Genomic DNA, 24,641 nt, shown 5'->3' with positions numbered 1-24,641 from the left:
GCATGTCATCCGTACCGGTCTACCAGAACTTCATCAACGGCCGCTTTACCTCCAGCGATGCACACCTGGATGTATTGAACCCGGCCACCGGCGCCCTGTTGTCGAAGGTCCCGGCGTCCACCTCCGAAGACATCGACCAAGCCTTGGCTGCCGCACGTCATGCGCAAAAAGACTGGGCGCGCAAACCGGCGATCGAACGTGCCGGGCACTTGCGCCGCATCGCCGCCAAGCTGCGGGAAAACGTCGCCCACCTGGCGCGCACCATTACCCTGGAGCAAGGCAAGGTCAGCGGCCTGGCGGAAGTGGAAGTCAACTTCACCGCCGACTACCTCGACTACATGGCCGAGTGGGCGCGCCGCATTGAAGGCGAGATCATCACCAGCGACCGCCCCAATGAAAATATCTTCCTGTTCCGCAAACCCCTGGGTGTGGTGGCCGGCATCCTGCCGTGGAACTTCCCGTTCTTTTTGATCGCCCGCAAGATGGCCCCGGCGTTGCTCACCGGCAACACCATCGTGATCAAACCCAGCGAAGAAACGCCGAACAACTGCTTCGAGTTCGCCAAACTGGTGGCCGAGACCGACCTGCCGGCCGGGGTATTCAATGTGGTCTGCGGCGATGGCCGCGTCGGTGGCGCCCTCACCGCCCATAAGAGCGTGGACATGATCAGCTTCACCGGCAGCGTCGCCACCGGCTCGCGGATCATGGCTGCCGCCGCCCCCCATATCACCAAGCTCAACCTCGAACTGGGTGGCAAGGCACCTGCCATCGTCCTCGCCGATGCCGACCTGGACCTCGCGATAAACGCCATTCGCGACTCGCGGATCATCAACAGCGGCCAGGTGTGCAACTGCGCCGAACGGGTGTACGTGGAGCGCAAGGTGGCTGACCAGTTTATCGAGCGCATCAGCGCCGCGATGGCTGCCACCCGCTACGGCGATCCCATCGCCCAGGCCGATGTGGAGATGGGCCCGCTGATCAACCGCCAAGGCCTGGACAGCGTCAATCGCAAGGTACGCACCGCCTTGAGCCAGGGTGCATCGCTGGTCACCGGTGGACAGATCGCCGACCTGGGCCAGGGCTTTCACTTCCAGCCGACGGTATTGGCCGGTTGCCACGCCGACATGGAAATCATGCGCGAAGAAATTTTTGGCCCGGTGCTGCCGATCCAGATTGTCGACGACCTGGATGAAGCCATCGCCATGGCCAACGACTGCGACTACGGCCTGACCTCTTCGATCTACACCCGCGACCTGGGCAAGGCGATGCAGGCGGTGCGCGAATTGTCGTTCGGCGAGACCTACGTCAACCGCGAGAACTTCGAGGCGATGCAAGGCTTTCATGCCGGCGTGCGTAAATCCGGGATCGGCGGCGCCGATGGCAAGCACGGCCTGTACGAGTACACCCACACCCATGCGGTGTACTTGCAGAGCTGAAGTGGTGCAACGGGCCTTGGCGCGGTAGCGTGCGGGCCCTTCCCCATCCATTGTTCCGAAGGATTGCGCTATGCCCCTTACCCCTTACAGCGGGCCGATCATCGACAGCCATTTGCACCTGTTCGACCCGCGCCGCCCCCAGGGTATTCCCTGGCCCGAGCCGGGAAACGCGCTGTATGCCGCACATTTGCCGGCGGATTATTGGCCGCTGGCAGGCGAACATAACGTGATCGGCGCGATTGCCGTGGAAGCCAGCCCGTGGCGCGACGACAACCGCTGGTTGCTGGAGACCCTGCGCAGCGACCTGCGCATGCTCGGTTTCGTCGGCAACCTTGACCCGCTGCACGGCGACTTTGCGGCAGACCTCGATGCCTTGGCCCATGAACCGCTGTTCCTCGGTTTGCGCTACGGCAACCTGTGGGACCGCGATTTGCCAGACGACCAGAAGCGCCCCGGCTTTATCGAAGGCCTGCGCCGCCTCGCCGAATACCGGCGTGGCCTGGACAGCGCCAACCCCAATCCGCGCTTGATCAAAGGGCTGCTGCATTTGAGCGATGCCTTGCCCGAGCTGCGCATCATCGTCGATCACCTGCCCAATGCCAGCGTGCCCGCCGGCGAAGAATCCGCGTATCACGCCGACCTGATGCGCCTGGCAGAGCGGCCGAATGTATTTGCCAAACTGGCGGAAATCCCCCAGGTCGGCCCGCAGGGTCTGATCCTTGACCCGGCGTTCTACAACGACCGCCTGGCCGTGCTGTGGGAAGCCTTTGGCGAAGACCGTTGCTTCTTCGGCAGCGACTGGCCCAACAGCGATCACCTGGCCAGTTTCGCCACCACCCTGGGCCTGGTGAAAGCCTGCATGGCGGGCAAACCCGAGGACGTACAGGGCAAGTTCTTCCTGCACAACGCGGTGCGCATCTACAGTCCTACGCCACCCCACGGAGGCAAGTAATGCAGACCCGAGCCTTTCGCATGAACCTCAACCCCGGTCAGCACGCCGAGTACCGTCGACGCCACGATGAGATCTGGCCCGAACTGGCCCAGGCCCTGCGTGATGCCGGCGTGGTGGACTACCGGATCTTCCTCGACGAGGCCAGCAACGCCTTGTTCGCCGTGATGACCCACGAAGAGCGGCACGGGCTCGACGCACTGCCGGGCACCGAGCTGATGCAACGGTGGTGGCAGTACATGCAAGACATCATGCCCAGCCAGCCGGACGCCTCGCCCGTCAGCGTGGATTTAATCCCGATGTTCAGCCTTACCCCAGGCTGAAACAGCGCGCTACCACAACAATAAAAAAGGATTCGACTACGTGGAAATCATTCTCTTCGGTGTGATTCTGCACTTCATCGGCGGCTTCGCCTCCGGCAGCTTCTACATCCCCTACAAGAAAGTCCGCGGGTGGGCCTGGGAAAGCTACTGGATCACCGGCGGCCTGGTGTCATGGCTGATCGTGCCGCTGATTGCCGCGCAACTGACCGTGCCCGGCTGGGCCGACATCCTGCGCCAGGCCGACAGCAGCACCTTGCTCTGGACCTACCTGTTCGGCGTGCTCTGGGGCATCGGCGGGCTGACCTTCGGCCTGACCATGCGCTACCTCGGGCTGTCCCTGGGCATGTCGCTGGTACTGGGCCTGACCTCGGCCCTTGGCGCCTTGATGCCGGCGCTGTATCGCGACCTGTTCACCGACGCCACCGAAGGCACCCTGACCTCAATGCTCGCCTCCCAGGGCGGGCATTGGGTGCTGTGGGGCGTGGCGGTATCGCTGGTAGGCATCGCCGTGTGCGGCAAGGCCGGGCTGATCAAGGAACGAGAAGTGCCGGAAGCGGTGAAATTCGCCAGCATCAGCGAGTTCTCGGTGGCCAAGGGCATGCTGGTTGCGGTGATCTCCGGGGTGCTGAGCGCGTGCTTCAGCTACGGTATTTCAGCCGGGCGCCCACTGGCTGCCGCGGCTGTCGAGCATGGCGCCAACGGCCTGTTCCAGAACAACGTGACCTTCATGGTGATCATGTGGGGTGGCCTGACCACCAACGGCCTCTGGTGCCTGTGGCTGAACTGGCGCAACCGCACGTTCCACAACTACACCGACCGCAGCACTCCGCTGCTTGGCAACTACCTGTTGGTGGCGTGTGCCGGCACCCTGTGGTTCCTGCAGTTTTTCTTCTACGGCATGGGCGAAAGCCGCCTGCAGAACGACGCCAGTTCGTGGGTGTTGCACATGTCTTTCATCATCATCGTATCCAACTGCTGGGGCCTGTATTTCCGCGAATGGCAGGGCACCAGCGCCACCAACAAAGGCGTATTGGCCGCGGGTATCGCGGTGATTCTCGGTGCCATTGCCATGGTCGGTTACGGCAACTATCTCGGCTGAGGCCGCTTTTTTTCAGGAGTTCACTTATGTTACTTGCAGACAAAACCGTGATTATTACTGGCGCCTCCCGTGGAATCGGCCGCGCCGCCGCCAGGGAATGTGCACGCCAGGGTGCCCGTGTGGTCATCGGCCACAGTGGTAGCGGCCAAGGCACTGAAGCGGCGTTTTCGTTGATCGAGGAAATCAAGGCGTTCGGCGGCCAAGCGGTGGAGGTGGGCGGCGATGCGGCTGATCCGGACACCGGCGACAAACTGGTGGCCGGCGCGCTCAAGGCATTCGGCAGTGTGGATGTGTTCGTCAACAACGCCGGGATCTGTCCGTTCCACTCGTTTCTCGACATGCCGCGTGAGGTGTACCTGAAGACGGTCAACACCAACCTCAACGGCGCCTACTTCGCCGTGCAAGCGGCGGCAAACCAGATGAAAAACCAGGGCAAGGGCGGCGCGATCATCGCCGTCAGTTCCATCAGTGCGCTGGTGGGTGGCGGGATGCAGACGCACTACACGCCGACCAAGGCCGGGCTGCACTCGTTGATGCAGTCCTGTGCGATTGCGTTGGGGCCGTATGGTATTCGCTGCAACTCGGTGCTGCCGGGAACGATTGCCACCGATATCAACAAGGAAGACTTGGCCGACGAGGAGAAGCTGGCGTACATGACTTCGCGCACGCCGTTGGGGCGCCTGGGTGAACCCGACGACGTCGCGGGGCCCATCGTGTTCCTCGCCTCGGACATGGCGCGGTATGTGACCGGAGCTTCGCTGTTGGTAGACGGGGGATTGTTTGTCAACTTGCAGTAGCGTTGGGAAGCGGGCCGCCGCGACGGGGCGTCCCTGCCCCGTGCTACCTGCGTTCGGCCAGCGTGGTTTAACGGGGCGCCTAAGATCAAGATCAAAAGCAGATCAAGAGCACAGCGGCCTACCGGCCGGCTTGAGTGTTGAAGAGCAAAATCAAAAGCTAAAGCGGGCACGGTCAAAAAATGTGGGAGCGGGCTTGCTCGCGAATGCGGTGTGTCCGTCACCCAATGCATCAACTGACAGACTGCATTCGCGAGCAAGCCCGCTCCCACATTTGGACCGTGTGCGCCCTTGATCTTGCTCTGGCTTCTACCACTCAAGCCGGCCTGTAGGCCGCTGTGCTCTTGCTTTTGATTTTGATCTGGCTCTGACTGCCCCAATAAGCCCGAGCCACAGCGAGGCGCCGACAGGCGGGGCAGAGCCCTGTGCTTACTTTGGGCTGGGCCGGCATTCCGGCTTTTCCAAAGCGCGTCGCTGTAAGAGCGAAACCATAAGCAGCCGTTACTCAACTAACGGATATGTACACCAAAAACCCCCTACCCCTCACAATCGAAAACCTCCCCACGCCTAACCACACTACCCGCCGAAAGCACCGCTCCCGGTGCCAACACACCATTGGCTCCAACCCGCGACTGATCCCCAAGCAGCGCGCCAAACTTGTCACAGCCGGTGCGCTGCAACTGCCCGTCAATGCGCACCTGCACTTCCTTGTCGTCACGCTCGTTCCGGTAGTTGGCCACGATACTGCCGGCTTCCAGGTTAACCCCGCGGCCCAATACCGAATCACCGACAAAGTTGAAATGCGCCAACTTGCTGCCGCTGAAGACAAAGGACGTCTTGAGCTCGGCACCCGGTCCGAAGATGCAATATTCATCCACCCAGCAACCGCCGCGAAGGTAGGCACCGGCAGCGATAAAACAGTGGGCGCCGATGATCAGCGGCGATTTCAAAACAGCGCCCGCCTCCACGACCGCAGTACGGTGCACGGCAATCTCGTCATGAATCTCATAGTCATCATCAGAAAGCCCCGCCAGCAATTTGCGAACGATTTCCGGCGCCTGGGTCACCAACTCCCACGGCGCAAGATCCACCCAGGGTGCCAGCGGCGAACGGGAAAAATCAGCGATGTAATCGGTCAGTCGAATCAACGTCGAGCCCTCTACAGATCAGAGAAGCCCGAAACGCTAGCATGAAATGCAACTTTACAGTTTGTATAGATATGGATATTTTATCCATCTAACGACATTCGAGAGGTCCCTCCCATGCCACCGTCTTCCTACCATGACGTAATCAAAGCCGCCGAGCGCCTGGAAGGCTTCGCCCACCGCACGCCGGTGTTCACCTCGCGTACCCTCGATGCCGAGACCGGCGCCCAGGTGTTTATCAAGTGCGAAAACCTGCAACGCACCGGCTCGTTCAAGTTTCGCGGCGCCTTCAATGCGCTGTCGCGTTTTGATGAGCAGCAGCGCAAGGCTGGCGTCGTGGCGTTTTCCTCGGGTAATCATGCGCAAGGCATCGCGCTGGCCGCGCGGTTGTTGCAGATGCCGGCAACCATCGTGATGCCCACCGACGCCCCCGCCGCGAAGGTCGCCGCTACCCGGGAATACGGTGCAAGCGTGGTGTTCTATGACCGCATCACCGAAGACCGCGAGCAGATCGGTCGCACACTCGCCGAGCAACACGGCATGACCCTGATCCCCTCCTTCGACCACCCGGACGTGCTGGCCGGCCAGGGCACTGCCGCGAAGGAGCTGCTGGAGTTCACCGGCCCGCTGGACGCGCTGTTTGTCGGCCTGGGTGGTGGCGGCATGCTCTCCGGCACCGCGCTGGCCACCCATGCGCTGGCGCCCGATTGCCTCGTGTACGGGGTCGAGCCCGAAGCCGGGAACGACGGCCAGCGCTCCTTCCAGAGCGGCAGCATCGTGCACATCGACACGCCCGTCACCATCGCCGACGGCGCCCAGACCCAGCATTTGGGTCAGCACACCTTCCCGATCATTCGCGAGAAGGTCACTGACATTTTCACTGTCTCGGACGCCGAATTGGTGGCCTCGATGAAGTTCTTCATGCAGCGCATGAAGATGGTCGTGGAGCCCACCGGCTGCCTTGGCCTCGCGGCCCTGCGAAACCTCAAGCATCAGTTCCGGGGCCAGCGCGTGGGCGTCATCGTGACCGGCGGCAACGTCGACCTCCAAACGTATGCGCAGTTGCTGAGCGCTCCACAATGAACTTCATCCACACCCCCGCGGCCTCGGCGCCTGCCGGTCACTACTCCCAGGCCGTAAGCCACCAGGGCACGCTGTACATCTCCGGTCAATTGCCGGTGAGCCCTGACGGGCGTCATAACCTCGAGGCTTCGTTTGCCGAACAGGCTCAAGTGGCCCTGGACAATCTGTTGGCGATTTTGAAGGCCGCAGGCGGCTCACCCGCAGACCTGGTGAAAGTCACGGTGTACGTGGTGGGGGTAAAACACTGGCCTGAATTTGATGGCTTGTACGCCGCTGCACTGGGGGATCACCGCCCCGCCCGCGCGGTGGTGCCGGTGCCGGAACTGCACCACGGCTATCTGATTGAAATCGAAGCCGTGGCGCGCTCGGCATAGGTCATTTGGCGTAGGTGTAGACCGCCGCCCGCGAGACCCCAAGGTGTGAGGCAACCGTTTCCATGGCACGCCGGATGTCCATCACGCCGGCTTCTTTCAGCTCTTGCATCAGCAGGCGCCGGTCGGCGGCCTTGAGGGCACGTGGGGTGGTCGCCAGGCGTGCGGCGAACTGGTCGATGCGCGCACGAATGGCGTCGGCACCGGACGGGTCGAGAGACTCGGCGGGCCGGTCGCCGCTGACCGAGCCGAACTGTTCCAGCATGCCCTGCAAGCCACGGAACAACGAGAGGTCGACGTTCATGCACAAGGCCGCCACGTACTTGCCGGTGGAGTCCTTGATGCCGATGGAAGTGCTCTTGACCTGACGCCCGTCGGCGAACTGGTTCTGGTAGTTGGCGATCACCTGCGGGTACTCGGGATCGGCAATCCGCGCCAGGCCCAGCTCGGTGGCCGGGTCACCCGGCTGGCGCCCGGAGAGGTTGTTGTGGATGGCCATGATTGCGTGCTGCGGGTCGCGCAGGTCGTGCAGCACGACCTCGCAAAACGGGCTGAAGGTCTTGCTCAGGCCTTCGGCAATCTGTTCGAGTTGGCTGATCAAGGCCGCTTGTTCGGGAGTGTGTTTTTTCATTCAGACAACATATCCAGTACTGGATAGACCGTCAATTTACCTTTTGGAGTGTGCACGATGGAAACCCCGACAGCTTTGCTGGATGTGACCCGGATGCAGCGCAATATCCTGCGTATGCAGCAGCGTGCCGATGACTTGGGTGTGAGCTTGCGGCCCCATGTGAAGACCCATAAATGTGCCGAGGTGGTGGCGGCGCAAATCGCTGCCGGGGCCACGGGGATTACGGTTTCGACGTTGAAGGAGGCCGAGTATTTTTTCGACCTCGGCATTCGGGAAGTTCTGTATGCGGTGGCGATGGCGCCGCATAAATTGCCTCAGGCGTTGGCGTTGCGTCGTCAGGGGTGTGCGCTGACGCTGATCACCGACAGCCTTGCCGGGGCCCGGGCGATTGTCGAGTTTGGTGCGCTGCAGGGTGAGGTTTTTGCGGTGCTGATTGAGATTGACTGTGATGGGCACCGGTCCGGGGTGAAGCCTCAGGATCCGCTGTTGCTGGAGATCGCCAGGCTGCTGTATGGCGGCGGGATGCTTGCCGGGGTGTTGACTCATGCCGGGGAAAGTTACGGGCTGGATACGCCTGAGGCGTTGCGGGCGATTGCCGAGCAGGAACGGGCGCGCTGTGTTGCAGCGGCCGAGGTGATTCGGGGGGCGGGGTTGCCTTGCTTGCAGGTGAGTGTGGGTTCGACGCCCACGGCGCTGTCGGCGGTGAGCCTGGAGGGTGTGACTGAGCTGCGGGCTGGGGTTTATGCGTTTTTTGATTTGGTGATGCATAACGTTGGGGTGTGCCGCATTGATGAGCTGGCGTTGAGTGTGCTGACTACGGTGATCGGGCATCAGGTGGAAAAGGGCTGGATCATTACCGACGCGGGGTGGATGGCGATGAGTCGGGATCGTGGGACGCAGTCGCAGAAGCGGGATTTTGGTTATGGGCAGGTGTGTACCGAGGGTGGTGAGGTGATTGAGGGGTTGCTGGTGGGCAGCGCGAATCAGGAGCATGGGGTGGCTTGGTTCGACGGGGTGGCGGTGGATGTGGTTGAGCGGTTTCCGCTGGGGACGCGGCTGAGGGTTTTGCCTAACCATGCGTGTGCTACGGGGACGCAGTTCGGCAGCTATGGCGCGCTGCTGGAGAATGGTGAGGTGCAGGTTTGGGAGCGGTTGCGGGGGTGGTAGATCCAAGGCCTCAAACGAGAGCGGGAAAAGTCTTCGTTGTCAGAATGTCGGATCAGCGTCAGGACTTGCGCAGATCGAAGAGGTCTTAAACGCTGGTATTGTGGTTACTGGACCTCAGTGTGTGAAGTGATAGCTGGTCCCAACAGGCCATGAAGCAATTCGCCCAGCGTATTGAGGTCCTCCCCAACACCCAGCGCCACGACGCCAACCCCGTATGTATCCCTGTACTGTGTGGTTTCCAATGAAGGTACTCCGCCCTTTTTTGGTACGAGTAACAACGTGCAATCAGGACCCCGGTCTTGCCAGCGCAAACTGTCCCGATAGATATGCGCGGATTGCATTGCATCCAGTACGCCATAGCGGCTGGCTCGATACTTCGCATCCAGCACCAAAAAACGCTTCTGACCATGGGCCTCAAGGGTGATGACAATATCCGGGAAACGCTGCCGCGAAATACTGGCGAAGCCCCGGTTGGGTTTTTTATCGAATGCCGGGCAGCGGACCTGAAGCCATACATTGAGCTCGATATTGGGTGCGATTGCGTTGAAGGCAATGCATTCAGCTTTGTTCGAAACGCAATCCCTTTGCCAGACCATGTGTGAATAGCGCGCTTGCAAGGTTTTGACTACTTGGAGGTAACACCACCGTTCGTAGACTTCCCAGGTAGGACTCATCCAATGCCTTTCATCGCTCAACTCACCACCCACCCCATTACGCAGAGCGTGCCAGCCCACCCGATAAGCGCTTGCGTACAGTGGGTGCGCCGAAATAGCGTTCAACCCGGCCGATGAAATATGCGCCGTCTTTATTGATGTAAAGGGCTCACTGCGCGCAATTCGTCGCAGGTCATGCTGTAGGCGATTCAGGTACGCCATACGGCGCGCGAGCCTTGGCACCAGTAACGAACGAGCACCGTCCTGTTCCTTCTGCTCACTGAGCCGACTTAACCCCGCGATCACTTGCCCCGCGCGCCGAGCCACAGCGCGCAGAACCGCGCAGAGCGTCTGGTTCGCAGCATTATCAAGGTCGTTGAATACCGTCGAAACGTCAAAGGCAATGGGCCCGGGAGTACCGAAGTTGCTGGATTGCCCGTTCAACACCGGCAACATTGCAGGATTGCGCATAGCCTTGTGCACAGAGTATCGGTCCAGCCGTCTGACCTTGTTCAACCCCTGAATTGTCCGCTCTCGGCGCAGCCTCGTCAGTGGGCTTTTGGTCACCCTACGTATAGCCTTCAAAAATGCGTCGCCATAACAACGCAAGCGCGCGTATTGCAGATGCACATTCGTCACTTCACCTTGCACGCCGATCTGGCTTTTCGTGTATTCGGTCCCCATCAACAAACTTGGGTCGAAAGCCTGGATGTCGGCGATCATCCGCTCAAACGAAGCCTGTTCGAGTTTTTCGCCTTGTGGCGCTACAGACAGGCGATAAAGAGCGACAACGTTGCCGCTGACATCTGTGAGCTCAGCAGCGACTTCCCCCGCATAGAAGCCTGGCTCCCACACCCAGGCCATCTGTTGCTCATGCCGGCCGGCCGCCAGAGCGACGTCATCGACAAATAACTGGCCTGCCCCTTCGGGGATCAGAAAGACATAACGACCCTGCTCATGGAACCCTGAACACAGCTGATCCGGGCTGATGCTGAATAAGCGACCTGAGTGGTCAACGCAGACAATCTGCCCCATGCTTAACGCCAGAACCGGGCAGAACCCAGGTACTGGAGGTCTTCCAGCAACTCATGCATCTTGGCCTGCGATTGCGTAAGTTCATTCTGTTTGAGTACTACCTGCACTGCAGCAAACGCCCGTTGAATACGGGGCGAGTCCTCACCGCGCAGTTTGGGTAATACTTTGGAATAGATAGCCTGGTCCAACGCACTTTCAAAGTCGATAACGTTCCAGCGCAACGCCTCGCGGATATAGCCCATTACATCGCTGATCGTGCGCCAGCCGAAATGCAGCCTGACGGGACGAAGTGCTGCGACCAGATCCTTGAGTGCCTGCTGGACTTTGTGGGTCTGCTCGCTGGAAAGCGGACTATTTTTCCAACCAGGAAAGGCGTCCACGTCAATATCCCAGAACTCAATCACGCAGGCACGATCAAGCACCTTGTCGCTGAGTCCATGGGTGGTTTCGTCCATATTGACGGTACCGATGATAAAGAGGTTCGCGGGGTAGTCGAGGCTGGCTGGAATCCCATTAATCTCGACGCCTTGGGCGTGCAACTCGATCCGGTCACCGGTTTCCATTGCCGACAACAGCGGTGCGAGGTACTGCTCGGGGTGCGACAGATTCATTTCGTCCAGGACCACAGTGTAGGCACGGTCTGGATCTGCACTGGCACACAACAGAAAATCAAGGAGCGCCGTCCGCACATAGACTTCATTATTAATCGGGTTAATGTATCCCAACAAGCAAGACGGATCGTGCCAACCCGGTTGTACCGCAACGGTCAGCAAACCCTGCGCGGGATCTTTTTCCCCGTGCCGTAAGCCCAATGCATAACCTCGGGCCAGCAGTGTTTTCCCAGCACCGCTCAACCCCGTCAATACGGCAAGATGACGACGGTGATGGCTCCACAGGCCGGCATCGAGCTGGCCTATGAGTTCAGGGCGCAAGACAATGTTGTCGTCGAAACTCTCAAGAATCTCTCCCAGTTTCGGACGGTTGATATAGCCTTGGTAGTCGGGCGAGGTTTCTTGTGGCACCAGTACCGGGTCCCCTCCGAGCAAACCTGGAACCCAATGAATACGTTCGGCCCAAGTCAATCCACGCTCGGTCAACTGCAAGGTCTTGTCGGAGGCCAACTCAACAAGCTTCAGGCTGCGCAACCAGTTGATCAGTGAGCTCGGAACAAAGTTGCTGGTCCAGCCTGGATTGACCTTTTGTAGTTCCAGCGCCAGGGCCTTTACAGTCAAAGGTTCCTGCATCAATAGATAGAGCATGTTGTCGAAACCGAGAATACGCGTTAACAACCAATCGCAGAAATCATCCGGGTCGCCAGACTCAAGGAAACTTTCGCCTCTTGGCGTCAGATAAAGGTTGTCTCCGTCAGGCCGCAATACACCCCACTCCGCAATCAACGCATTGATTTGAGTGTTGAGGGTGCCGGTTACATGGCCGGGGTTAATTGAATGCATGTGCTCACGGAAATCTTCGCGCGTGCAGCCTTCACGAGCAAACTCGATCATTGAACGAATGGTTGATGAGCCCCCACCAATAGCCAACATGCCACGGCGCCGACGATCTGCAGGTAATGGGTTGAGGCGCTCCTCTCCGGTAGCCAGGTCTGATACCTCCGTCGCCTCCAACTCCGCCTTTTGGACGTGATTGACGTACAACAACCAAGGCACGGTCATATGCTCAACAAAAAATTGCGTCAGCCCTGGGCCAGGATCGTCAAGAACCCCCTTCAATCGCGCCATTACCCAGCGTTGCTCCGACAGGCCATGCCCCAGGGGACCGTCAAACCCCATCGCGATAGCCAGCTCGTGGAGCTTTCGGAAATTGGTAATAGTCGTGAAGTATTCAGGACAAATAGCCGCGAGCAACCGACATAACTTCAGCAAAGGCCGGCGCTTGACCTTGAGCTCTACCAAGGCAAGTACCTGTGACCAAGTGGAATCAATCAACATCTCCACGGCATCAGGGAGCAACACTCGATAGGTTGACTTTAGCTGCCATAAGACCTCGGCGATTTGCCCATCGGCTGCCACCAATGAAATGTCGACACTGCCCATGCCTGTGGCTGAAATAGCCCGGCTGTCCCAAAGCATTCGCTGAAATGCCTCACTGGTGAACTCATCGTGATCCGACTCGCGCACTTTTTCGAGCAAGACCATCAGTCGATTACGCCACTCCTGATTTCCAGGTTGGGTGCGCGTTTGCTCAAGCGCGCTTTTACAAGCGGCTTTCAGCTGGGTGTCATCTTTCAAATCCAACAACATTGGCTTAGCTCTCCGAAGCCACTAGGTCTTTTTACGGCTGAACGGGCGTGAATCGTTAAAGCACAAAGCGTCCGTCTCAGACTTGCAAACTGAAACCAGCAGGAGGACAAATAAGCGTCACCATTTTGTCGGCCTTTCTACGGTAATCATCACCCGCCCACACGTATGCCTTGATCCAGATTGTCATGCTGTCGTATTGGAAACGGATACAACTCTGATCATCAAGGTACTTGTTGGAACGTGCGACCTGTTCCTCACGCTCAAATACAGTAATTACCAAGCCAACGCGGTAGTCCTTGCACGCATCCTGTTGAGCTTTGGCGTTACGCATATCCGCAGTTGAGAACCGGTAAAACTCGTTGCGCTCCAAGTCCAGCTCAGTGCGCACGGCGTCACGTTCCTGACTGTAAGGATGGCTGTGAAAGTCTCCGAGAAAACGCAGTTCCGGAAAGAATGATTCGACGAAGGTATTTTTCAAGGTATAGGCATCGTCGCGGGCAGTAACGGAATCCCCCGTGCGGTGAGCGGCAGTCGATACATTTGCCTGGCTGATACGGTACACGGTCTCGTTCATACTGGTTGAGCTGAGATGGCCCCACAGATAACCAAAGGTCTCCAACTTGATCCCGGTACCGTCCAGATCGGCAGAGTGATCAACGCGGTAAGCCTCCAGCGCAGAAGTGGCAATCGTAAAAAAGGCTTGTTCGGACAGTGATACCAGGCAATTGGACATGGATCTACTCGTGTCAGTCGGTGAGATCGACACAAGGGAGGCGTGAAAAAACTCCCGCTACATGACCATCCTTGTGTCGAGCATTGCGCAATGGCCATAGAAGCCATCCAGGGGCGATAAGGTAACCGATCACCGAGCGAAGACAAAGCCATTTGCCACTATCACACACCGCAAGCAACTTAACCCAACCAGCCTAGCTCAGATACAGCACGTGGCCTGATATATGATGGGTACTCGACCGATCAGGAAATGACCAATGCTGCCGATTCGCACCCCGTTGATCCTGCACCCCGGCTTGTCCACCGCTACCCGGCGGGTCTGGCTGAAGCTCGAGAACCTGCAACCCTGTGGCTCGTTCAAGTTGCGCGGCATGACCACGCTGTGCGCCTACGCGGCGAGCCAGGGCAAGACCACGGTGGTATGCCCCTCCGGCGGCAATGCCGGGCTGGCCACGGCCTTCGCGGCGCGCGGCCTGGGGTTGCAGGCGCGGATCGTGGTGCCGACCACCACCCCCGAAGCCACCTGCGCACGCATCCGCCAGGCCGGGGCCGAGGTGGTGGTACACGGTGATCTGTGGGATCAATCCAATGAGCTGGCGCTGCAACTCTCCAAAGCACCCGAGGCACTGTATGTGCCGGCCTTTGATCACCCGCTGTTGTGGGAAGGCCACAGCAGCATGATCGATGAGATTCTTGAGGACTGCCCTCAGGTGGGCGCCATCGTGACCTCGGTGGGCGGCGGTGGACTGCTCGCGGGCGTTCTGACGGGCCTGGAGCGTCATGGGCGGTTCGGCTGCAAGGTGATTGCGTGTGAAACGGCGGGCGCGGCTTCGTTTGCTGCTGCCGTAGAGGCTGGAAAGCCCGTGCGGCTGGCGAAGATCGATACCGTGGCCAAGTCGTTGGCCGCGACCCAGGTGGCGGCGTGGCCGGTGCAGCATATCGGCAGGTTTGCCCATCAATGCGTGGTGTTGAGTGATGCCGACGCGATGATGGGCGTGGCGCGGTACGCCGATGATTTACGCCAGTTGGTGGAACCGGCGTGTGGGGTTTCGTTGGCCGTGGCGTATCTGGAGCATGGGGCGATTGCCGGGATTGAGGATGTGGTGGTGATTGTGTGTGGTGGGGTAAGCATCAGTGCCGAAACGGTTGCCCAGTGGCAGAACACGGTCTCTCTACCGAATTAAATCCCCCTGTGGGAGCGGGCTTGCTCGCGAAGGCGGTGGTTCAGTCGACATATCCAGCGCCTGACACACCGCCTTCGCGAGCAAGCCCGCTCCCACATTTTATCGGTGGTGCACTCAGGCATCCTGCAGGATCAGATCCGCGCCCTTCTCCGCCACCATCAACACCGCCGCATGGGTATTGCCCGAGGTCACGTTGGGGAAAATCGACGCATCGACAATCCGCAGTCCTTGCATCCCGTGCACCTTCAGGCGCTTGTCCACCACCGACACCAGCGGGTCCGAGCCCATGGCGCAAGAGCCACACAGGTGATAGATCGAGCCGCTGTTCTCGCGGAAGTACTGCAGCATCTGCTCATCGGTTTGCACCGCCGGCCCCGGCAATACCTCGGCCACCGTCACGCCCTTGAGCGCCGGCGCCTGCATGATCTTGCGCATCAGCCGGCTGCCCTGGATCACCTCGTCGATGTCCTTTTGGGTGCTCAGGTAGTTGGGGTCGATCAAGGCCGCGTCCCGTGGGTTTTTCGAGGCGATGCGGATCGTCCCGCGGCTGGTAGGCCGGCACGGGTTGAAGCACAGCAGGAAGCCTGAATACGGCTCGGGCTTGAGGCTGGCCTTGTTGTTTTTCGGGATCTGGTACGACAGCGGGTTGAAGTACAGCTGCAGATTGGGGTGCGCCTGCCCTTCGTTGCCGCGAAAGAACCCGCCGGCCTGGTTGACGCTCATGGCCAGCGCGCCCTTGCGGGTCAGCAGGTATTTGAGGCCGAGTTTGAACTGGCCAAACAGCGAACTGAGCTGGTCGTTCAGGGTCGGGATATTGGCCTTGTAGTAATAGCTGGCGCAGAGGTGGTCCTGCAGGTTCTGCCCCACTGCAGGCAGGTCCTTGACCAGCGGGATGTTGTGTTCGGCGAGCAATTGCTTGTCCGCCACACCCGACAGTTGCAGGATCTTCGGCGTATCCACCGCCCCGGCGCACAGGATCACTTCCTTGCGCGCGCTGAAGGTGCGAACCACGCCGTGCTGGGTCACGCTGATGCCGGTGGCGCGTTGTTGATCGTCGAACAGCACGCGGTCTACCAGCGCATGCAACTCCACGGTCAGGTTCGGCCTACCCAACGCCGGGTGCAGGTGCGCAAAGCTGCTGGAGCAGCGCTCACCGTTGCGGGTGTTGACGTCGTAGAGGCCCGCACCTTCGAAGTTCGGCCCGTTGAAGTCATCGCTCAGGCCATAGCCCAATTGCTCGCAGCCCTTGAGAAATACATCGCAGATGGCATGGGTCTGGCCCTTCATCGGGGTGATGCTGATGGGGCCGCTGCTGCCGTGGTATTCGGTGTCGCCCAGGGGGTGATTTTCCAGCTTGCGGAAGTACGGCAGCACGTCCTTGAAGCCCCAGCCGTCGTTGCCATTGGCCGCCCAGTCATCGAAATCATGGGCCTGGCCGCGCACGTAGATCATGGCGTTGATCGAGCCGGAACCGCCCTGCACCTTGCCCCGCGGGGCATAGATGGCACGGTCGGCCAGTTGTTTTTGCGGCTGGCTGTAGTACATCCAGTTGAAGGTCGGGTTGTAGTACATCTTGGCGAAACCGACCGGGATCTTGAACCACCAGGAGCTGTCCTTGCCGCCGGCTTCCAGCAGCAATACCGAATGCTCGCCCGAGGCGGAGAGTCGGTTGGCCAGGACGCAACCTGCGGCGCCGGCGCCGGCGATGATGTAGTCGTATGTCATTCACGGTTACCGCATAAGTCGTTTTTTTTAGCCCTTGGCGGGCGAAGTGTCTTTCACGTCAGCAGGCGTGGGCGCCATTTGCAGGTGCAGCCGCTCGCCGGTGTACGGCGTGTGCTTGCGCACCACGTCCATGTTCAGCTCCACCCCAAGGCCCGGCTCGGTGGACGGGATGATGTAGCCGTCCTCCCATTGCAGCGGCTTGGTCAGCACTTCGGCATGGAAACCGCCCCAGGTCATGATGCTTTCCTGGATCAGGAAATTCGGCGTGCACGTGGCCAACTGGAAACTCGCCGCTGCGCCGATCGGTCCGTTGTACAGGTGCGGGGCGATCTGCGCGTAGTAGGCCTCGGCCATGCTCGCGATTTTCTTGGCTTCCAGCAGGCCGCCGCAGCGGGCCACGTTCATTTGCAGGATCGATGCACCACCGGCCTGCAAGAGCTTGAAGAACTCGTACTTGGTGGTCAGGCGCTCGCCGGTGGCGATGGGAATGCTGGTCTTCGCCGCGACCTGGGCCATGGCCTCTTCCTGGCCTGGTGGCACCGGTTCTTCGAACCACAGCGGGTCGTATTTCTCCAGGCGCTTGGCCAGGCGAATCGCCGACGACGGCACCATCTGCCCGTGGGTGCCGAACAGCAGGTCGCACTTGTCGCCCACCGCCTCGCGAATCTTGCGGCAGAAGGTTTCGCAGCGTTCCAGCACTTCCAGGGAGATCTGGTGGCCGGAGTACGCGGTGTACGGGCCTGCCGGGTCGAACTTCACGGCGGTGAAGCCCTTGTTCATGTTCTCGATCGCGCATTCGGCGGCCAGGTCCGGGTCGTCGTAGTCGTACTCGCCCTTGCTGTTGACCGGGTACAGGTAGGTGTAGGAACGCAGGCGTTCGTTGACCTTGCCCCCCAGCAACTCATAGACCGGTTTGTTGGCGGCCTTGCCGATGATGTCCCAGCAGGCCATTTCCAAGCCGCTGACCACCCCCATCATGGTCAGGTCGGGACGCTGGGTGAAGCCGCTGGAGTACGCCTGGCGGAAGAAGCGCTCGATGTGGTGCGGGTCGTGGTTGAGCAGGTAGCGCTCGAACACGTCCTCGATGATCGGCAGCATGGCCTTGGGGCCGAAGGTGGCGGCGTAGATCTCGCCCACACCTTCGATGCCGCAGTCGGTTTTCAGTTTGACGAACAGCCAATACATGCCGCCGATGTGCGGCGGCGGTACGGCGACAATATGGGTTTCAAGGGCGACGATTTTCATCTCAGGCACCTGTCTGGTTGAATTTTTTACGATTGATCCGGGCGCGCAAGGTCAGGGCCGCGAGGGTCCCGAGCACGCCGATGAAGGCGATGTAGCCGAAGTACAGGTTGTAGCCGACCTGCCCCGGGTATGTGTCGGTGAGGTAGCCATTGATCAGCGGGATAAAGGTGTCCGGCAGGTAACCCACCACCGAGACGATGCCGATGGCCAGGCCGGTGATGCGCAGCGGGATGTCGCAGCTGTCGAGGATCGCCCAGTACAGGCCGCGAATCGCGTAGGTCATCAGGCCGATAAAGATCACCGTGCCGATCAGCAAGCCGAGGCTGCCAATGGCCGGGAACACGATCAGGCCGACCATCGCCAGGGTCACCAGCAGCAGCGCGACGATCAGCACCGAGATGTTCGAAAACTTGTCCCCCAGCCAGCCGCCGCCGATCCCGCCGATGGGTCGCATCCACAACTTGATGGTGGTGATGGTGCCGGCCATCACGGCGGTCATGCCGCTGCCTTGCAGGTAATCGGAGAAGCTGTAGGTGGCCCAGAACATGTGGTAACCGCAGAACACGATGGCGGTCACCAGCCACAGCTCGGGGATTTTCACCAGGGTGGTGAGGTCGGCGATCAGGTTGAACTTGCCCTTCTCCACCGCCGCAGTTTCGGCCATGGACTTGGGGTCCTTGAGCAGCACCAGCACACAACCAATGGCGATACACACGAACGAATACAGGTACACCACGTGCTTGAAGCCTTCGGCCGCAGTTTGGCTGCGGGTCTCGGTGGCGTAGGCGAACAGCCCCAGGGCCACGGTCGCCAGCAAGGCTTCCACCAGGCCACGGCCGCCGTCGAGGATGCCGAAGAAACGGCCCTGCTCACTGTGATGGGCGATCATCTTCACCCGCTTGAGCACCGAAGCCCAGAAGGTCAGGCCAGTGGTCAGGCCCCAGCAGCCGAAGATGATCATCAGGCCGGTCATCGACGGCACGGTGGAGTACCAGATACCCAGGGCCCCGGTGGCCACCAGCGAAAAGAAGATCAGGAAGCGTGGCGGCAGGCGATCGGCCAACCAGCCGCTCGGCAGGTAGCTGAGCAGGAAGATCGTACCGAGCATCGAGTACAGATAACCCAGCTGGCTGTGGTTGATCTGGAACACCTCGAGCATGGTGGTCTGGTAGACCTGGCGCAGGTAGAGGATCGGGTAGATCGCCCCGGCAGCCAGTACCAGCAACATCAATTGGAAGTAGCGACTGGCCTTGTCGCTTTTAGCCGCGGACACGGCATCGAAACCCTGGGCAACGGGTGCAGGCTTGGACATCTTGTAGACCTCGGGCACCCACTGAGCAGGTGCCCCGATAATTGTTTTTATTGAGGTAAAGCCGGTGGTCGGTGAATCAGTACTTCATGACCACCAAACGGGTCTGGGTGAATTCAAGCATCCCGTGCTTGCCGTCATCGCCGCCCAGCCCTGAGCGTTTCCAGCCGGCGTGGAAACCCTGGTAAGGGTCGGCCGGGGTCCGATTGACGTACAACTCGCCGGCCTCGATGGCGTTGGCGACTTTCATGGCCGTGCGGTAGTTCTCGGTATAGAGCACCGACGACAGGCCGAACTGGTGATCGTTGGCCATGGCCAGCGCTTCGTCGATATCGCGGTACTTGAGCACCGGCAGCACCGGGCCGAAGATTTCTTCCTGGATGATTTCCATGTCCTGGCGGCAGGCGCTGAGCAGCGTCGGCGGGTAGAAATGGCCCGGTCCTTCGGGGAGTACGCCGCCTGTTTCCAGTACAGCACCGTCGGCGATGGCGCGCTCGACCATGGCGTGAATATTCTGCCGGGAGCTGGCGTTGACCAGTGGGCCCATCAGGCCCGCATCCGTGGCACGGTCACCGAATTTGACGGCGCCGATCTTGGCCTTGAGCAGGGCCAGGAATCGGTCATAGACGCTTTCCTGCACATACACCCGCTCGACCGCCGTGCACAGTTGGCCGCAGTGGGTGGTCTTGGAAGCGATGATGTCGCTGGCGGCCTTTTCCAGGTCGGCGTCGGCCTCGATGATCGCCGGGGTCTTGCCGCCCAGCTCCAGGGACGGCTTGGCGATGTTGGCCTTGCAGTAGTCGAGCACGATGCGCCCGGCGTTGACGCTGCCGGTCAGGGTGATCAGGCCCACGGCCTTGTGGGTGCACAGGGCGGCGGCGGTGGCGTGGTCCATGGTCAGGATGTTGATCACGCCGGCCGGCATGCCCGACTGCTCGACGGCACGGGCGATTTCAAAGGCGGACAACGGCGTGTTGTTGCTCGGGCGCACCACCACGGTGTTGCCGGCAATCAGCGCCGGGGCGATTTTGCGCAGCAGGGTATAGACCGGGTAGTTGAACGGAATCAGGCAAGCCACGACGCCAATGGGCTCGCGTTGCAGGAACAGGTTTTCGTCCGGGGTGTCGCTGGGGATGATTTCGCCTTCGATGCGGCGTGCCCATTCGGCGTGGTAGCGGGTGATCTGGGCGGCGTAGCGCGCTTCGTTGCTGGCGTCGTCGAGGCTTTTGCCGGATTCGCTGGCCAGCGCCCGGCCTATGCTTTCAGCGCAGGTTTCGAGGGCGGCGGCGAAAGCCCGCAGGTGTTCGGCGCGCTGGATGCTGGTGAGCTTGCCCCAGGTTTTCTGTGCGCTGGCGGCGGCATCGACGGCCGCAATGGCTTCATCAGGGGTGGCGGCGGACACCCGGCCTACCTGGGCCTCGGTCGCGGGGTTGTAGACCGCGATTTGGGCGGTGCTGGCAGGTTCGGCGAAGTGGCCGTTGTAAAAGTTGCGCTCGATTTGCATATGGTTTTTTGCCCAATCGTTGTTGTTTTGCGAGTGACTTGCAGTTTTGTCATTGGGCGGGGGTTGGACAAACGATTTATTGACGGGGGTAACGTGCGAAAAATGCAGGTTAGTGGCTGATCCGTAGTAATGACCCGGGTCTGAGTCTGTATTGTTCTACCCATACTTCCTACAGTGCCGCCCACTTGGAACCGTGGGAGGACTAAGCATGCAACCACCATCAACCGCACAGGCCTACAACTACAAGGTCGTGCGTCAATTCGTCATTGCAACTATCGTCTGGGCGTGGTCGGCATGGCCATGGGCGTGTGGATCGCCTCGCAACTGGTGTGGCCCGAGATGAACCTCGACCTGCCGTGGACCACCTTCGGCCGCCTGCGCCCGCTGCACACCAGCCTGGTGATTTTCGGCTTTGCCGGCAGCGCGCAATTCGCCGCCAGCTACTACGCAGTACAGCGCACCTGCCAGGTACGGCTGTACTCGGACAAGCTCGCTGCCTTTACCTTTTGGGGCTGGCAGTCGGTGATCGTGATCATGCTGGTAAGCCTGCCACTGGGTTACACCACCACCAAGGAATACGCCGAGATCGAGTTCAGCGGCGCGGTGTGGATGACCGTGGTGTGGGTGGCCTATGCGATCGTGTTTTTCACCACTGTGGTGCAGCGCAAGACCCGGCACATCTACGTCGGCAACTGGTTCTTCGGTGCGTTCATCGTGGTGATCGCGATGCTGCACGTGGTCAATCACCTGTCGATCCCGGTGGACTGGTTCAAGTCCTACCCGGTGTATTCCGGGGCCACCGACGCGATGGTGCAGTGGTGGTACGGGCACAACGCCGTGGGGTTCTTCCTGACCACCGGTTTCCTGGGGATGATGTACTACTTCGTGCCGAAGCAGGTCGGGCGGCCGGTGTATTCCTATCGCCTGTCCATCGTGCACTTCTGGGCGCTGATCACCCTGTACATCTGGGCCGGTCCGCACCACCTGCACTACACCGCGCTGCCGGACTGGGCGCAGTCGCTGGGGATGGCGATGTCGCTGATCCTGCTGGCGCCGAGCTGGGGCGGGATGATCAACGGCATGATGACGCTTTCCGGGGCCTGGCATAAATTGCGCACCGACCCGATCCTGCGCTTCCTGGTGCTGTCGCTGGCGTTCTACGGGATGTCGACCTTTGAAGGGCCGATGATGGCGATCAAGACCGTCAACGCCCTCTCCCATTACACCGACTGGACCATCGGCCACGTTCACGCCGGCGCCCTGGGCTGGGTGGCGATGATCACATTTGGCTCGCTGTACCACATGATCCCGAAAATCTTCGGGCACGCGCAGATGCACAGTGTGGGGCTGATCAATATGCACTTCTGGCTGGCGACCATTGGCACGGTGCTGTACATCGCGTCGATGTGGGTCAACGGCATCACCCAGGGCCTGATGTGGCGGGCGGTGAACGATGACGGCACCCTCACCTACTCGTTTGTGGAAGCGTTACAGGCCAGCCACCCGGGATTTGTGGTGCGATTCGTCGGCGGGGTGTTCTTCCTCAGCGGCATGTTGCTGATGGCGTACAACACCTGGCGCACGGTACGAGTGGCGGATTTGAAGGTGGCGCAGCTTGACGCGCAGATCGCCTGATGTGGGAGATAGCGCTGAACCTGGCGGCGGTGATCGGCCTGTATGGCGCGGTGGAGTATTGCCTGCGGGGCCAGTCGAAGGAGAGCCTGGATGAGGCCAGCCTGACGCCGTTCGCCGATGACCCGGAAGTGGCACGGCGGGTGGAGCGGGCCACGGGCAAGCGGGTCAACGCGGTGGCGCCTGAGGAAACAAAGCAGGACTGGGGCAATATAGAGATCTAATTGTGGGAGCGGGCTTGCTCGCGAATGCGGTGGTTCAGTCAACATATACAGCGACTGACACACCGCTTTCGCGAGCAAGCCCGCTCCCACACAAGCACCATATTGAGCGACTAGCCGCGTTCGCGGGGAATCAGGCTCTGCAACTGCAACGCCAGGAAGTTGGCATCGAAGCCGAACGTATCCGGGTCTTTCAAACCGTTGGTTTTCTTCCACAGCCAGTCGTTTTTCCCCGGCAGCAATACCAGGGAAATGCTGCCGTAGCGGGCGGCGGTCAAGCCCATCACCGACAGCGAAATCAAACCGCCGGCGCCCATCACATCCGGCACGAACTCCACCGGTTTGCCGGCGATATGGATGGTCAGTTTCTCGGTCTTGAAGGTGGAGGTCTCCACCGGCACGCTGGGGCCGGAAGCCACGTACGCCTCGCGCTGCACTTCCAGCAAACCGACCGTCTTCACAGGCGCAAGCCACTGCTCGATCTGGCCGAACAACTCGCCGATCTTCTGCGCCCAATGGGCCGACTGCACTTCGAACTGCTGTTTCTTGTGGGCTTCGCTGTCGGCGTAATGACGCAGCATCTCGCCCAGTTGTTGTACATCGTCCATTGCCGTGTTCCTTGGGTGACCCATGTTGCGAGCCTTGATCATGGCAGATGCCGCACACCGGCGTATGACTAAAGCGCAGCGCGCGGGTAATGTGGTGCCCTCGCCCGTCCAATTCAGGAGCATCGCATGCGCACCATCGGCCTTATCGGCGGCATGAGCTGGGAGTCCAGCGCCGAGTATTACCGCATCATCAACCAGAACGTGCGCGACCAGCTCGGGCCGCTGCGCTCGGCCCAACTGTTGATGTACAGCGTCGACTTCGGCCCGGTGGAGCAGGCCCAGCACGCCGGGCGCTGGGACGATGCGGCGCTGATCCTCGAAGACGCCGCCCGCCGCCTGCAAGCCGGTGGCGCCGAATGCATCGTGCTGTGTACCAACACCATGCACTTGGTAGCGCCGCAGATTGAAGCGGCGGTGTCGATACCGTTTCTGCATATTGCAGATGCTGCCGGCGCGGCGGCCGTGGAAGCTGGCACCCTGAGCGTTGGCCTGCTGGGTACCGCATTTACCATGGAGCAGGAGTTTCTCAAGTCACGCCTGGCGGCGCAGGGGCTGGCCGTGCTGGTGCCGGACGCTGAAGAGCGCCAGGCCGTGCACCGGATCATTTACGAAGAGTTGTGCGTCGGGGTGATCAGCGACGCATCGCGCGAGGTGTACCAGCGGGTGATCGAGTCTTTGGCCGCCCGTGGCGCCCAGGCCATCATCCTCGGCTGTACGGAAATCAGCCTGTTGATCAAGCCGCAGCACAGCGACCTGCCCTTGCTGGACACCACCGCGCTGCATGCGCAGGCTGCGGTGGCGTTTGCGTTGCAGGACGACTAGGCCGGCTTGCGGATGCGCGCCATGGTCAGCGTGTCGACGAATGCGCCGTCACGCACGGCGTAGTCGCGCAGCAGGCCTTCGGTCTCGAAGCCGAACTTGTGGTACAGGCGGTGGGCGGCTTCGTTGTCGGCGTACACCGTGAGTTCCACCCGGTGCAGGTTCATCCAGTTATCCGCCACCTCCAGCGCCGCGCCCAGCAGCCGGGAGCCCACGCCCTTGCCCTGCCAGGCGGTGGCGACGCCCATGCCGAATGAACCGACGTGGCTGCGGCGCACACGGGAATATTGCTCAAGCCCCAGGTTGCCGATCACCTCACCCGCATGCACGGCCACCAGTTGTAGCCGCCGTTCATCCCCGGGTGCCAGGCGTGCGCGCCAGGCTTCAACCGACTGGAAAGGCATTTGCAGCACCTGACGGCAGACAGCCGGGTCGTTGTAGAGCGCAGCGACGCCTTCAAGGTGGGCCTCGGTGAAGCGCGTGATCACGATTTTGGGTTCAGGTGTGTGCATGGTGTTTCGTCCTTTGAAAAACACGTGGCCGACCAGTGTAGGCGGCACAGCGGTTTTTTGGCGAGTACAAATCCTGCCGCACATCATGCATCTGTAGGATAGCGATCAGCCCCCGCAGCGCCGATACTTCACCCAGGCCCTGCCCCGTTTCGGCCTTTAAACCCTGTGACTAGAACAATAAAAAAGTCCCACAGAGGAACGCC

22 protein-coding genes and 1 pseudogene are annotated in these 24,641 nt (G+C 60.5%); 12 read left to right on the top strand and 11 right to left on the bottom strand.

Features of this window, described 5'->3' with window-relative positions:
• Window positions 1-2: 2 nt before the first annotated feature.
• The 5 genes from aldA (HX817_RS06195) (at window position 3) to HX817_RS06175 (ending at window position 4,604) form a co-directional block, all read left to right on the top strand.
• Window positions 3-1,436: an aldehyde dehydrogenase gene (aldA, locus tag HX817_RS06195; protein WP_177039967.1), complete on the top strand. Its 1,434-nt coding sequence runs from the start codon at window positions 3-5 to the stop codon at window positions 1,434-1,436.
• A gap of 70 nt (window positions 1,437-1,506) precedes the next feature.
• On the top strand, window positions 1,507-2,388 hold the full coding sequence (locus tag HX817_RS06190) for an amidohydrolase (protein WP_177039966.1): 882 nt from the start codon (window positions 1,507-1,509) through the stop codon (window positions 2,386-2,388).
• Window positions 2,388-2,708, top strand: a complete 321-nt coding sequence (rhaM, locus tag HX817_RS06185) for an L-rhamnose mutarotase (RefSeq protein ID WP_102605251.1) — start codon at window positions 2,388-2,390, stop codon at window positions 2,706-2,708. Before HX817_RS06190 ends, rhaM begins: the two co-directional genes overlap by 1 nt.
• 40 nt (window positions 2,709-2,748) lie before the next feature.
• Window positions 2,749-3,807 carry an L-rhamnose/proton symporter RhaT gene (gene rhaT, locus HX817_RS06180; protein ID WP_177039965.1) on the top strand — a complete coding sequence of 353 codons (1,059 nt, stop codon included), beginning with the start codon at window positions 2,749-2,751 and terminating at the stop codon, window positions 3,805-3,807.
• Window positions 3,808-3,833: 26 nt separating this feature from the next.
• Entirely contained in the window at window positions 3,834-4,604 is a 771-nt protein-coding gene (locus HX817_RS06175) for an SDR family NAD(P)-dependent oxidoreductase (RefSeq protein WP_008431301.1), read from the top strand.
• Between the two features lie 533 nt (window positions 4,605-5,137).
• On the opposite strand, the gene HX817_RS06170 is transcribed toward HX817_RS06175, so the two are convergent.
• Window positions 5,138-5,749, bottom strand: a complete 612-nt coding sequence (locus HX817_RS06170) for an LpxA family transferase (protein ID WP_177039964.1) — start codon at window positions 5,747-5,749, stop codon at window positions 5,138-5,140.
• A gap of 114 nt (window positions 5,750-5,863) precedes the next feature.
• Here HX817_RS06170 and HX817_RS06165 point away from each other — a divergent pair, with 114 nt between their 5' ends.
• Both HX817_RS06165 and HX817_RS06160 read left to right on the top strand, forming a co-directional pair.
• Window positions 5,864-6,829 (top strand): threo-3-hydroxy-L-aspartate ammonia-lyase, encoded by a 966-nt coding sequence (locus HX817_RS06165; protein ID WP_177039963.1) that lies wholly within the window; start codon window positions 5,864-5,866, stop codon window positions 6,827-6,829.
• Window positions 6,826-7,203 (top strand): RidA family protein, encoded by a 378-nt coding sequence (locus tag HX817_RS06160; protein WP_177039962.1) that lies wholly within the window; start codon window positions 6,826-6,828, stop codon window positions 7,201-7,203. Before HX817_RS06165 ends, HX817_RS06160 begins: the two co-directional genes overlap by 4 nt.
• A 1-nt stretch (window position 7,204) precedes the next feature.
• On the opposite strand, the gene HX817_RS06155 is transcribed toward HX817_RS06160, so the two are convergent.
• A complete protein-coding gene (locus tag HX817_RS06155; protein WP_003212543.1) occupies window positions 7,205-7,831 on the bottom strand; it encodes a transcriptional regulator in 627 nt (208 codons plus the stop codon).
• A gap of 57 nt (window positions 7,832-7,888) precedes the next feature.
• Here HX817_RS06155 and HX817_RS06150 point away from each other — a divergent pair, with 57 nt between their 5' ends.
• Complete coding sequence (locus HX817_RS06150; protein ID WP_177039961.1) at window positions 7,889-8,998, top strand: alanine racemase; 1,110 nt, start codon at window positions 7,889-7,891, stop codon at window positions 8,996-8,998.
• A gap of 104 nt (window positions 8,999-9,102) precedes the next feature.
• Here the strand turns inward: HX817_RS06150 and HX817_RS06145 are convergent, their stop codons facing one another.
• The 3 genes from HX817_RS06145 to HX817_RS06135 all read right to left on the bottom strand — a co-directional run bounded on the left by HX817_RS06145 (window position 9,103) and on the right by HX817_RS06135 (window position 13,680).
• Window positions 9,103-10,686: a nuclease domain-containing protein gene (locus tag HX817_RS06145; protein ID WP_177039960.1), complete on the bottom strand. Its 1,584-nt coding sequence runs from the start codon at window positions 10,684-10,686 to the stop codon at window positions 9,103-9,105.
• Window positions 10,687-10,688: 2 nt separating this feature from the next.
• On the bottom strand, window positions 10,689-12,947 hold the full coding sequence (locus HX817_RS06140; RefSeq protein WP_177039959.1) for an McrB family protein: 2,259 nt from the start codon (window positions 12,945-12,947) through the stop codon (window positions 10,689-10,691).
• Window positions 12,948-13,023: 76 nt separating this feature from the next.
• Window positions 13,024-13,680 (bottom strand): hypothetical protein, encoded by a 657-nt coding sequence (locus tag HX817_RS06135; protein ID WP_177039958.1) that lies wholly within the window; start codon window positions 13,678-13,680, stop codon window positions 13,024-13,026.
• Window positions 13,681-13,936: 256 nt separating this feature from the next.
• On the opposite strand from HX817_RS06135, the gene HX817_RS06130 reads away from it, so the two are divergent.
• The gene (locus HX817_RS06130) at window positions 13,937-14,863 is read left to right on the top strand and encodes a pyridoxal-phosphate dependent enzyme (RefSeq protein WP_177039957.1); all 927 of its coding nucleotides are present in this window, start codon (window positions 13,937-13,939) and stop codon (window positions 14,861-14,863) included.
• 114 nt (window positions 14,864-14,977) lie between these two features.
• Here the strand turns inward: HX817_RS06130 and HX817_RS06125 are convergent, their stop codons facing one another.
• From HX817_RS06125 to aldA (HX817_RS06110), 4 genes are all read right to left on the bottom strand, one after another.
• Window positions 14,978-16,588: a GMC family oxidoreductase gene (locus tag HX817_RS06125; RefSeq protein WP_177039956.1), complete on the bottom strand. Its 1,611-nt coding sequence runs from the start codon at window positions 16,586-16,588 to the stop codon at window positions 14,978-14,980.
• Window positions 16,589-16,615: 27 nt separating this feature from the next.
• Window positions 16,616-17,833, bottom strand: coding sequence for a mandelate racemase/muconate lactonizing enzyme family protein (locus tag HX817_RS06120; protein WP_008432553.1), 1,218 nt, complete (start codon window positions 17,831-17,833; stop codon window positions 16,616-16,618).
• 1 nt (window position 17,834) lies between these two features.
• Window positions 17,835-19,145 (bottom strand): nitrate/nitrite transporter, encoded by a 1,311-nt coding sequence (locus tag HX817_RS06115; protein WP_003212550.1) that lies wholly within the window; start codon window positions 19,143-19,145, stop codon window positions 17,835-17,837.
• Between the two features lie 76 nt (window positions 19,146-19,221).
• Window positions 19,222-20,646 carry an aldehyde dehydrogenase gene (aldA, locus tag HX817_RS06110; RefSeq protein ID WP_003212551.1) on the bottom strand — a complete coding sequence of 475 codons (1,425 nt, stop codon included), beginning with the start codon at window positions 20,644-20,646 and terminating at the stop codon, window positions 19,222-19,224.
• A gap of 208 nt (window positions 20,647-20,854) precedes the next feature.
• On the opposite strand from aldA (HX817_RS06110), the pseudogene ccoN reads away from it, so the two are divergent.
• Window positions 20,855-22,281: pseudogene (gene ccoN / locus HX817_RS06105) on the top strand (cytochrome-c oxidase, cbb3-type subunit I).
• A complete protein-coding gene (locus HX817_RS06100) occupies window positions 22,281-22,502 on the top strand; it encodes a hypothetical protein (RefSeq protein WP_003212553.1) in 222 nt (73 codons plus the stop codon). The pseudogene ccoN and the gene HX817_RS06100 overlap by 1 nt, the downstream one beginning before the upstream one ends.
• A gap of 110 nt (window positions 22,503-22,612) precedes the next feature.
• Here the strand turns inward: HX817_RS06100 and HX817_RS06095 are convergent, their stop codons facing one another.
• Window positions 22,613-23,107, bottom strand: a complete 495-nt coding sequence (locus tag HX817_RS06095) for a hypothetical protein (RefSeq protein WP_003212554.1) — start codon at window positions 23,105-23,107, stop codon at window positions 22,613-22,615.
• Between the two features lie 126 nt (window positions 23,108-23,233).
• Here HX817_RS06095 and HX817_RS06090 point away from each other — a divergent pair, with 126 nt between their 5' ends.
• Window positions 23,234-23,929, top strand: a complete 696-nt coding sequence (locus tag HX817_RS06090) for an aspartate/glutamate racemase family protein (protein WP_177039955.1) — start codon at window positions 23,234-23,236, stop codon at window positions 23,927-23,929.
• On the opposite strand, the gene HX817_RS06085 is transcribed toward HX817_RS06090, so the two are convergent.
• Window positions 23,926-24,438 carry a GNAT family N-acetyltransferase gene (locus HX817_RS06085; RefSeq protein WP_177039954.1) on the bottom strand — a complete coding sequence of 171 codons (513 nt, stop codon included), beginning with the start codon at window positions 24,436-24,438 and terminating at the stop codon, window positions 23,926-23,928. The two genes, HX817_RS06090 and HX817_RS06085, sit on opposite strands and share 4 nt — an antisense overlap.
• Window positions 24,439-24,641 lie beyond the last annotated feature (203 nt).

This window comes from Pseudomonas sp. C6002, assembly GCF_013385805.1.
In the GTDB taxonomy this organism is placed as follows: domain Bacteria; phylum Pseudomonadota; class Gammaproteobacteria; order Pseudomonadales; family Pseudomonadaceae; genus Aquipseudomonas.
The sequence above is the reverse complement of the archived record's forward strand: the minus strand, read 5'-3'. Positions and strand labels throughout refer to the sequence as shown.